Source organism: Oceanibaculum sp., from assembly GCF_022449305.1.
Lineage (GTDB): Bacteria > Pseudomonadota > Alphaproteobacteria > Oceanibaculales > Oceanibaculaceae > Oceanibaculum > Oceanibaculum indicum.
In genome coordinates, this window is sequence record NZ_JAKUSO010000048.1 from 18,999 (window position 1) to 27,963 (window position 8,965).

Consider the following 8,965-nt stretch of genomic DNA (forward strand, 5'->3'; position numbering starts at 1 on the left):
TTTTCAGGGGGACGGCTCGGATGCCCCGCTAATATTTCGGCGGCGGTGAATTCGGGCTGGAAAGCGGGAAGGGGCTTTGCTATAAGGCCGGCCTCCCACGGCGGACCGGATAGCGGTTCGCCAAGGATCGCAGCGGGATATCGCGCTGTTGCTGATCCCCGGTAGCTCAGCGGTAGAGCAAGCGGCTGTTAACCGCTTGGCCGGCGGTTCGAATCCGTCCCGGGGAGCCAATTCGAAAAAAGGGGCACGTCTCAGGCGTGCCCCTTTTTGTTTCGTTTTATATCCAGCCCCGCCCGGGCGTTGTCAGGCGGCGGGGAGGGGGATATAACTGCGCACGGCGGCTGCGGCTGCCTGTCGAAGGGCTGTTCCCGTTCGATATCGTCAGACACTTGCCGGATAGAATCATGACGAATTTTGCGGCCGCGCGGCACAATATGGTCGAGAGCCAGCTTCGCACCAACAAGGTGACGAATACGGCCATCATCGAGGCGTTCGAGGCGATTCCGCGCGAATCCTTCTTGCCGAAGGCCTATCGCGGCATCGCCTATCTGGATGAAGACTTGCCGATTGGCGACGGTCGCCATCTGATGGAGCCGCTGGTGCTGGCCCGCCTGCTGCAGGAAGCGCGCATCGCCGCCACCGACGCCGTGCTGGATATCGGCTGTGCCACCGGCTATTCCACGGCCATCCTGGCGCGGCTTTCCGCCTCCGTGCTGGGGCTGGAGGCGGTGGAGCCGATGGTGGACGAAGCCAACCGTCTGCTGACCGAGCTGAACTGCGACAATGCCGCCGTCATTCATGGCGCCATGCCGGAAGGCTATGCCAAGCAGGCGCCCTATAATGTGATCGTGCTGAACGGTGCGGTCGAGATGATCCCTGCCACGCTGGTGGACCAACTGGCGGAAGGTGGCCGGCTGGTCGCTGTCCTACGGGAGCCGGGGCAGATCGCCGGTGTCGGCCGGGCCGTCATCGTCACCATGGCCGGTGGCGTGGCATCGCGGCGCGTCCTGTTCGACGCGGCGACACCCCTGCTGCCGGGCTTCGCCAAGGAATTGGGGTTCGTTTTTTAAACCTGTCTGGGTTAGGGTTACCCACTTTGTTTTCCTTGGATATTCTGTCGCCAAATCGGAGAGGCCTCACGATGCTGCCAAAGCTTGCCGGCGCAAACCAGACCATGGCCGATCCGGCGCGCCGTTCGCGGTGGCGCGGTCTACTACTGGGCGGTGCCGCCTTCGCCGCGCTGGCCGCCCTGTCGCCGTCATCGGTATCCGCCCAGACGCTGAGCGAGGCGCTGGCGCTGGCCTACGAGACCAACCCGGTGCTGCAGGCCCAGCGCGCCCGGCTGCGCGAGACGGATGAAAGCCTGGCGCAGGCGCTGTCCAACTGGCGGCCGACCGTCAGCGTGTCCGGCGAGATCGGCCGGACCACGACGGAAGTCGAGCGTTTCGGTGTCGAAGACACGCAGAGCAGCAATACCCGCACGCCGTCCCGCGCCACCTTCTCGGTGAACCAGCCGCTCTATCGCGGCGGCCGAACCACCGCCGAGACCGACCGTGCGGAAGCCAGCATCCAGGCCCAGCGCGCCCAGCTGATCTCGACCGAGCAGCAGATTTTCCTGCAGGCCGCGACCGCCTACATGAATGTGATCCGCGACGAGGCGACGCTGGAGCTGCGCGTCAACAATGTGCAGCGCCTGCAGCGCCAGCTGGAAGCGACGCGCGACCAGTTCAATGTCGGCGAGGTTACCCGCACGGACGTGTCGCAGTCGGAAGCGCGGCTTGCCCAGTCGCAGGCGGACCGCGTCGCGGCGGAAGGCCAGCTGGCCGCTTCGCGCGAGCGCTTTATCCAGGTTGTCGGCATCGCGCCGACGCGGCTCAGCGAGCCGGATGTGCCGCTGGACACGCCGGGCGACCGGGAAGCCGTGCTGACGGAAGCCTCGCGCAACAACCCGAATGTGCTGACCCAGCGTTTCTCGATTGATTCGGTCGAGGCGCAGACCCGACAGATTTTCGGCGAGACGCTGCCGCAGGTGAATCTCAGCGTCGAAGTCAGCCGGTTCGAGAACCAGCAGCTGCGCGATTCGCGCACGGATGAGGCGTCGGTCTTCGCCACCGTCACCGTGCCACTGTATCAGTCAGGCTCGGTCAGCTCCCGCGTGCGGCAGTCGAAGCAGCAGGAAACCCGCGCGCAGAACGCGCTGGAGGATGCCCGCCGTACTGCCGTTTCCAACGCCGCGGCGGCCTATGACAATCTGGCCGCGGCGAAGGCCCGTATCGAATCGCTGGTCACCGTCATCGGTGCCGCCGAGATCGCGCTGGATGGCGTGCAGGAAGAGGCGAAGGTGGGCTCGCGCACCATCCTCGATATCCTCGATGCTGAGCAGGAACTGCTGAACGCGCAGGTCAGCCTGGTGTCGGCGCAGCGCGACGAGATTGTCTACAAGCTGGAACTGCTGACGGCCATTGGCAGCCTGACGGCCCGTGACCTTGGGCTGCAGGTGCAGTTCTACGATTTCGAGAAGCACTACCGGGAGACCCGCGGACGCTGGTGGGGCTTCGATATTTCAGAGGATTGAGGCGGTATTGCCGGCACTGCGGATGAATAGCGCCGGGTGCTAGCCAAGGGGCATATTCTGTTCTACTGTGAAGAGAAATATCATTATCTGGCGGTAAGATGAGCGAAAACAGGGCAGAAGAACCGTCAATGGAGGAGATACTTGCGTCGATCCGGCGCATTATCTCCGAAGACGGCGCGGCTGACGAAGCCGAACCTGCGCCGGCGCCAAAGGCGGCCAAGCCTGCGCCGAAGCCACAGCCTGTAGCCGAGCCGGAACCCGAACCCGAGCCAGAGGTCGATTTCGAACCGGTGCCCGCCGAGGAGCCGGAACCGGAATTCGAGCCGGAACCCGAAATCGAGGAAGAAGCCTTCGTTCCGGAGGAGGAAGAGGAAGATATCCTCGACCTTACCGAGAAGGTCGAGGAAGAGGCGGAAGTCGAGCCGCTGTTCGAGGAACAGCGGCGTCGCGCCCAGGCCGCGCCACCGCCGCAGCCCGACTTCGAGGAAGAGGATGAAGGGCTGGTCTCCCCGCCGAAGCGGGATGAGGCCGTTTCAGCCTTCGCCAACCTGACCTCCACCCTGGAGGCACGGCATCCGGAACTGCCCATCGGCGCCGGCCACAAGACATTGGAATCGCTGACCAAGGAGGTCATGCGGCCGATGTTGAAGGACTGGCTCGACAAGAATTTGCCGCACATCGTCGAGCGGCTGGTCCGCGAGGAGATCGAGCGGATCGCACGGCAGGGACAGCGCCACCCCGAAGAATGACGGACTTTGCCGCCGCCCGGCCCGCCCATCCCGCAGGGATGACTGGCGGTTCTTGGCGTTATGACTTGGCGTTTGCCGTTGGCAGGGCGGGCTGCTTGTCGTAGATAAGGCGGCTTGGTCCCTTACTCCCCACAAGACCAGACGAAACCGAGGATTTTCGAGAATGCTGGGCAAGACGTTCGAGCCGGCCGCGATCGAGGCGAAATGGTACCCGGAATGGGAGAAGAGCGGCGCCTTCCGCTGCGACCCCAAGTCGGGCAAGACGCCCTACACGATCATGATGCCGCCGCCGAACGTTACCGGCAGCCTGCATATGGGCCACGCGCTGACCTTCACCCTGCAGGACATCCTGATCCGCTATCACCGGATGAAGGGCTATGACGTGCTGTGGCAGCCGGGCACCGACCATGCCGGCATTGCCACCCAGATGGTGGTGGAACGCCAGCTTGAGGCCCAGCAGGTCACCCGGCACGATCTCGGCCGCGAGAAATTCGTCGAGAAGGTGTGGGAGTGGAAGGCGGAATCCGGCGGTACGATCATCAATCAGCTGCGCCGGCTGGGTGCCTCGGCGGATTGGGAGCGCGAGCGCTTCACCATGGATGAGGGCCTGTCGAAGGCAGTGCGCAAGGTCTTCGTGCGGCTGTTCAAGGAAGGGCTGATCTACCGCGACAAGCGGCTGGTGAACTGGGACCCGCGCCTGCTGACCGCGATTTCCGACCTGGAGGTTGAGCCGCGCGAGGTGAAGGGCAAGCTCTGGCATTTCCGCTACATGCTGGCCGATGGCAGCGGCCGCTCGATCACTGTGGCGACCACACGCCCGGAAACCATGCTGGGCGACACCGCCGTTGCCGTACATCCCGAGGATGAGCGGTTTACCGATCTGGTTGGCCAGATGGTCGAGCTGCCGCTGGTCGGCCGGAAAATACCGATCATCGCCGATGACTATTCCGATCCGGAGAAGGGCACCGGCGCGGTGAAGATCACCCCGGCGCATGACTTCAACGATTTCGAGGTCGGCAAGCGGCATAATCTGGAGATGATCAACGTTCTCGACCGCGAGGCGCGGATGAACGAGAACGCACCGGAAGCCTATCGTGGACTCGAGCGCTACAAGGCGCGCGAGAAGATCGTCGCCGATATCGAGGCGCTGGGCCTGCTGGAGAAGATCGAGGATCACCCGCATACCGTGCCGCATGGCGACCGTTCCGGCGTGGCCATCGAGCCCTGGTTGACCGATCAGTGGTTTTGCGATGCCGCCACGCTGGCCAAGCCGGCGCTGGAAGCGGTGGAGACCGGCAAGACCGAGTTCGTGCCGAAGCAGTGGGAAAAGACCTATTACGAGTGGATGCGCAACATCCAGCCCTGGTGCGTGTCGCGCCAGCTCTGGTGGGGCCATCAGATTCCGGCCTGGTACGGCCCGGACGGTCAATATTTCGTCGAGGAAACCGAGGAGGAGGCGCAGGAAGCCGCCACGAAGCACTATGGCAAGCCGGTCGAGCTGACCCGCGATCCGGACGTGCTGGACACCTGGTTCTCCTCCGCCCTGTGGCCGTTCTCGACTCTGGGCTGGCCGGACGAGACGCCGGAGCTGAAGCGCTATTACCCCGGCGACGTGCTGGTCACGGGTCTGGACATCATCTTCTTCTGGGTCGCCCGGATGATGATGGCGGGCATCCATTTCGAGAAGGATATCCCGTTCCGGACCGTCTATATCCACGCGCTGGTGCGTGACGAGCGCGGCCAGAAGATGTCGAAGTCCAAGGGCAATGTCATCGACCCGCTGGACCTGATCGACCGGTTCGGCGCCGATGCGCTGCGCTTTACCCTGACGGCGCAGGCCGGGCAGGGGCGGGACATCAAGCTGGCCGAAAGCCGGGTCGAGGGCTATCGCAACTTCGCCACCAAGCTGTGGAACGCAGCGCGCTATTGCGAGATGAATGGGGCGCAGGCTGTCGAGGGCTTTGATCCCGCCACGGCGAAGCAGCGGGTCAACCGCTGGATCGCCGGCGAGGTTGTGCGGACGGCGAAGAAGATTTCGCAGGCCCTTGAAACCTATCGGTTTAACGATGCTGCTGGTGCGGCCTACCAGTTCATCTGGGGCAGCTTCTGCGACTGGTATCTGGAATTCACCAAGCCGATCCTGCTGGGCGAGGATGAGGCCGCCAAGGCCGAAACCCGGGCGATGACCGGCTGGGCGCTGGACCAGATCCTGCTGATGCTGCATCCGGTCATGCCCTACATCACCGAGGAGCTGTGGAACGCCCTTGCCGAGAAGCGCGGCGGGCTGCTGATCTCGGCATCCTTCCCGGACCTGCCGGACAGCCTGATCGATCCGGAAGCCGATGCCGAGATGGAATGGCTGGTGCGGCTGATCTCCGACATCCGCTCGGTGCGCAGCGACATGAATGTGCCGCCCGCAGCCAAGGCACCGCTGCAGGTGAAGGGCGCCAGTGCCGCCACGCTGGCTCGGTTTGCGGCGCATAACGACATCATCCTGCGGATGGCCCGGCTCTCCGGGGTCGAGACGGTGGATGAAACCGCCAGGGGGGCAGTGCAGATCGTCCTGGACGAGGCCACGCTGGCCCTGCCGCTGGCCGAGCTGATCGATGTCTCGGCGGAAAAGCAGCGCCTGACCAGGGAAATCGACAAGGTGGAGGCGGAGATTAGGAAGATCGCCGCCAAGCTGGCGAACGAGAATTTCGTCGCCAAGGCACCGCCCGAAGTGGTCGAGGAAAATCATGAGCGCAAGGCCGACGCCGAAGCGACGCGCGACAAGCTGTCGGCGGCCCTGCAGCGCCTGGCGGCGGTGTAGACCCGGCTCCTGAAGGCTGAAAGCCTAACGGTTCCAGCGCTTTAATATGCTTTCCGTCATTCCCGGCCTTGTGCCGGGAATCCACTGTTGAGCTGACGCTGGCATCAGTTGAGCAGGCTGAAACCTGGCCCCCCCGGGACAAGCCCGGGGGTGACGGGTGGAGTTTGATTCTGGAAAGCCTGTTGCAGGTGCGAACTGTCTGCTTGAGCGGACAGCTTGTGGCTTACGCCAGCTTCTTTTCCGCTGCCGCGCCGAGATAGGGCTTCAGATAGCGTCCGGTGTGGCTGCGCGGGTTCTCGGCCACTTCCTCTGGCGTGCCGATGGCGACGATCTCGCCGCCGCCGGTGCCGCCTTCCGGCCCCAGATCGATGACCCAGTCGGCGGTCTTGATGACCTCCAGATTATGCTCGATCACCAGCACCGTGTTGCCCTGATCGACCAGCGCGTGCAGCACTTCCAGCAGCTTCTTCACATCCTCGAAATGCAGGCCGGTGGTCGGCTCGTCGAGGATATAGAGGGTGCGCCCCGTGGCCCGGCGGGAGAGCTCCTTCGCCAGCTTCACGCGCTGCGCCTCGCCGCCTGAGAGGGTGGTGGCCTGTTGCCCGACATGGACATAGCCGAGGCCGACCCGCTCCAGCGTTTCCATCTTGTCGCGGATCGAGGGGACGGCCTGGAAGAACTGCGCCGCATCCTCCACCGTCATGTCCAGCACATCGGCGATGGACTTGCCCTTGAAGTGGATTTCCAGCGTCTCGCGGTTGTAACGCTTGCCCTTGCAGACATCGCACTGGACATAGACGTCGGGCAGGAAGTGCATCTCGATCTTGATGACGCCGTCGCCCTGGCATGCCTCGCAGCGCCCGCCCTTCACATTGAAGGAGAAACGGCCCGGCGCGTAACCGCGCGACTTCGCCTCCGGCAGCCCGGCGAACCAGTCGCGGATCGGCGTGAAGGCGCCAGTATAGGTGGCGGGGTTGGAGCGCGGGGTGCGGCCGATCGGCGACTGGTCGATGTCGATCACCTTGTCGATCAGCTCGATGCCGTCGATCCGGTCATGCGGGGCCGCATGTTCGCGCGCATTGTGCAGCCGCCGGGCCAGCGCCTTGTAGAGCGTGTCGATGATGAGGGTGGATTTGCCGCCGCCCGACACGCCGGTCACGCAGGCGAAGGTGCCAAGCGGGATATCGACCGAGACATTCTTCAGATTATTGCCGGTAGCGCCGCTCAGCCGCAGCACCTGGCCCTTCTTGCCCTTGCGCCGCTTCGCCGGCACCGGCACCTGGCGCATGCCGGTCAGATACTGGCCGGTGATGCTGGCCGGGTTCTGCATCACCTCGGCCGGTGTGCCCATCGCCACCACCGTGCCGCCATGCGCGCCCGCACCCGGTCCCATATCGACCAGATAATCGGCGGCGCGGATCGAATCCTCGTCATGTTCGACCACGATCACCGTATTGCCGATGTCGCGCAGCCGGCGCAGCGTGGCCAGCAGCCGGTCATTATCGCGCTGATGCAGGCCGATGGAGGGCTCGTCCAGCACATAGAGCACGCCGGTGAGGCCGGACCCGATCTGCGAGGCGAGGCGGATACGCTGGCTCTCGCCGCCCGACAGCGTGGCCGAGGCGCGCGACAGCGTCAGATAGTCGAGGCCGACATTCATCAGGAAGCCGAGGCGCTCGTTGATTTCCTTCAGGATACGGCCGGCGATCTCGTTCTGCTTGTCGGTGAGCGTGCCGGAGAGGCGGCCGAACCAGTCATGCGCCTCTGCCACGGAGAATTCCGCCACTTCCGAGATGTTGCGTCCGTCCAGCTTCACCGCCAGCGCCTCTGGCTTCAGCCGCTGGCCATGGCAGGTCTCGCAGGTGGTGACGGACTGGAAGCGGCCCAGCTCCTCGCGCACCCAGGCGCTGTCGGTCTCGCGGAACCGGCGGGCGAGGTTGGGCACGATACCTTCGAACGGCTTGTTCGTGGTGTATTTGCGCAAGCCATCGTCGAAGGTCATTTCGACCGCATCCGCGCCGGTACCGAACAGGACGCCGTTGCGGGCCTCTTCCGGCAGGTCACGGAAGGGCGTGCGCATCTTCACGCCGAAATGCTTGGCCAGGCTCTCCAGCGTCTGCTTGTAATATTGCGAGGAGGAATTGGCCCAGGGCGCGATGGCGCCTTCCGCGAGGCTCAGCGTGTCGTTCGGCACCACCATCTCGGGGTCGAAATACATCTTGGTGCCAAGCCCGTCGCAGGCCGGGCAGGCGCCGAACGGGTTGTTGAAGGAGAACAGGCGCGGCTCGATCTCGTCGATGGTGAAGCCGCTGACCGGGCAGGCGAACTTGGCGGAGAAGATCGTCCGCTCGCCGCCATCGGCATTTTCCGCGATGGCCAGGCCGTCGGCCAGCTCCAGCGCGGTTTCCAGCGAATCGGCCAGCCGCGTCGCCAGGCCGTCGCGCACCACCAGCCGGTCGATCACCACCTCGATATCGTGCTTGCGCTTCTTGTCCAGCGCCGGCGCCTCGTCGATCTCGTACAGCTCGCCGTCGATCTTCACGCGGGTGAAGCCGCGCTTCTGCAGCTCCTGCAGCTCCTTGCGGTATTCACCCTTGCGGCCGCGCACGATGGGGGCCAGCAGGTAGAGGCGCGTGCCTTCCGGCATCGCCACGATGCGGTCCACCATCTGGCTGACCGTCTGGCTTTCGATCGGCAGGCCGGTTGCAGGTGAGTAGGGGATGCCGACCCGCGCAAACAGCAGGCGCATATAGTCGTAGATCTCGGTGACCGTGCCCACGGTGGAGCGCGGAGTCTTCGAGGTCGTCTTCTGCTCGATGGAAATCGCCG

Annotated in this window: 5 protein-coding genes and 1 tRNA gene; 5 read left to right on the top strand and 1 reads right to left on the bottom strand. The window is 64.4% G+C overall.

Features of this window, described 5'->3' with window-relative positions; all coding sequences use genetic code 11:
* Nucleotides 1-155 precede the first annotated feature (155 nt).
* The 5 genes from MK313_RS13560 to MK313_RS13580 all read left to right on the top strand — a co-directional run bounded on the left by MK313_RS13560 (nt 156) and on the right by MK313_RS13580 (nt 6,136).
* A tRNA-Asn gene (locus MK313_RS13560) sits at nt 156-230 on the top strand.
* A gap of 174 nt (nt 231-404) precedes the next feature.
* Nucleotides 405-1,070, top strand: coding sequence for a protein-L-isoaspartate O-methyltransferase family protein (locus tag MK313_RS13565; RefSeq protein WP_287782190.1), 666 nt, complete (start codon nt 405-407; stop codon nt 1,068-1,070).
* Between the two features lie 71 nt (nt 1,071-1,141).
* Complete coding sequence (locus MK313_RS13570; RefSeq protein WP_287782192.1) at nt 1,142-2,575, top strand: TolC family outer membrane protein; 1,434 nt, start codon at nt 1,142-1,144, stop codon at nt 2,573-2,575.
* A gap of 128 nt (nt 2,576-2,703) precedes the next feature.
* Nucleotides 2,704-3,324, top strand: a complete 621-nt coding sequence (locus MK313_RS13575) for a DUF2497 domain-containing protein (protein ID WP_008943533.1) — start codon at nt 2,704-2,706, stop codon at nt 3,322-3,324.
* A 163-nt stretch (nt 3,325-3,487) separates the two neighbouring features.
* Nucleotides 3,488-6,136, top strand: a complete 2,649-nt coding sequence (locus MK313_RS13580) for a valine--tRNA ligase (protein WP_287782194.1) — start codon at nt 3,488-3,490, stop codon at nt 6,134-6,136.
* A gap of 223 nt (nt 6,137-6,359) precedes the next feature.
* Here MK313_RS13580 and uvrA read toward each other — a convergent pair.
* A partial coding sequence (uvrA, locus tag MK313_RS13585) for an excinuclease ABC subunit UvrA (RefSeq protein ID WP_287782196.1) occupies nt 6,360-8,965 on the bottom strand: 2,606 nt, incomplete at its 5' end.

What these genes read in the sequence shown, in the direction of transcription:
- MK313_RS13570 (WP_287782192.1), top strand. Translation starts at nt 1,142, where the DNA reads ATGCTGCCAAAGCTTGCCGGCGCAAACCAGACCATGGCCGATCCGGCG.
- MK313_RS13575 (WP_008943533.1), top strand. Translation starts at nt 2,704, where the DNA reads ATGGAGGAGATACTTGCGTCGATCCGGCGCATTATCTCCGAAGACGGC.
- MK313_RS13565 (WP_287782190.1), top strand. Translation starts at nt 405, where the DNA reads ATGACGAATTTTGCGGCCGCGCGGCACAATATGGTCGAGAGCCAGCTT.
- MK313_RS13580 (WP_287782194.1), top strand. Translation starts at nt 3,488, where the DNA reads ATGCTGGGCAAGACGTTCGAGCCGGCCGCGATCGAGGCGAAATGGTAC.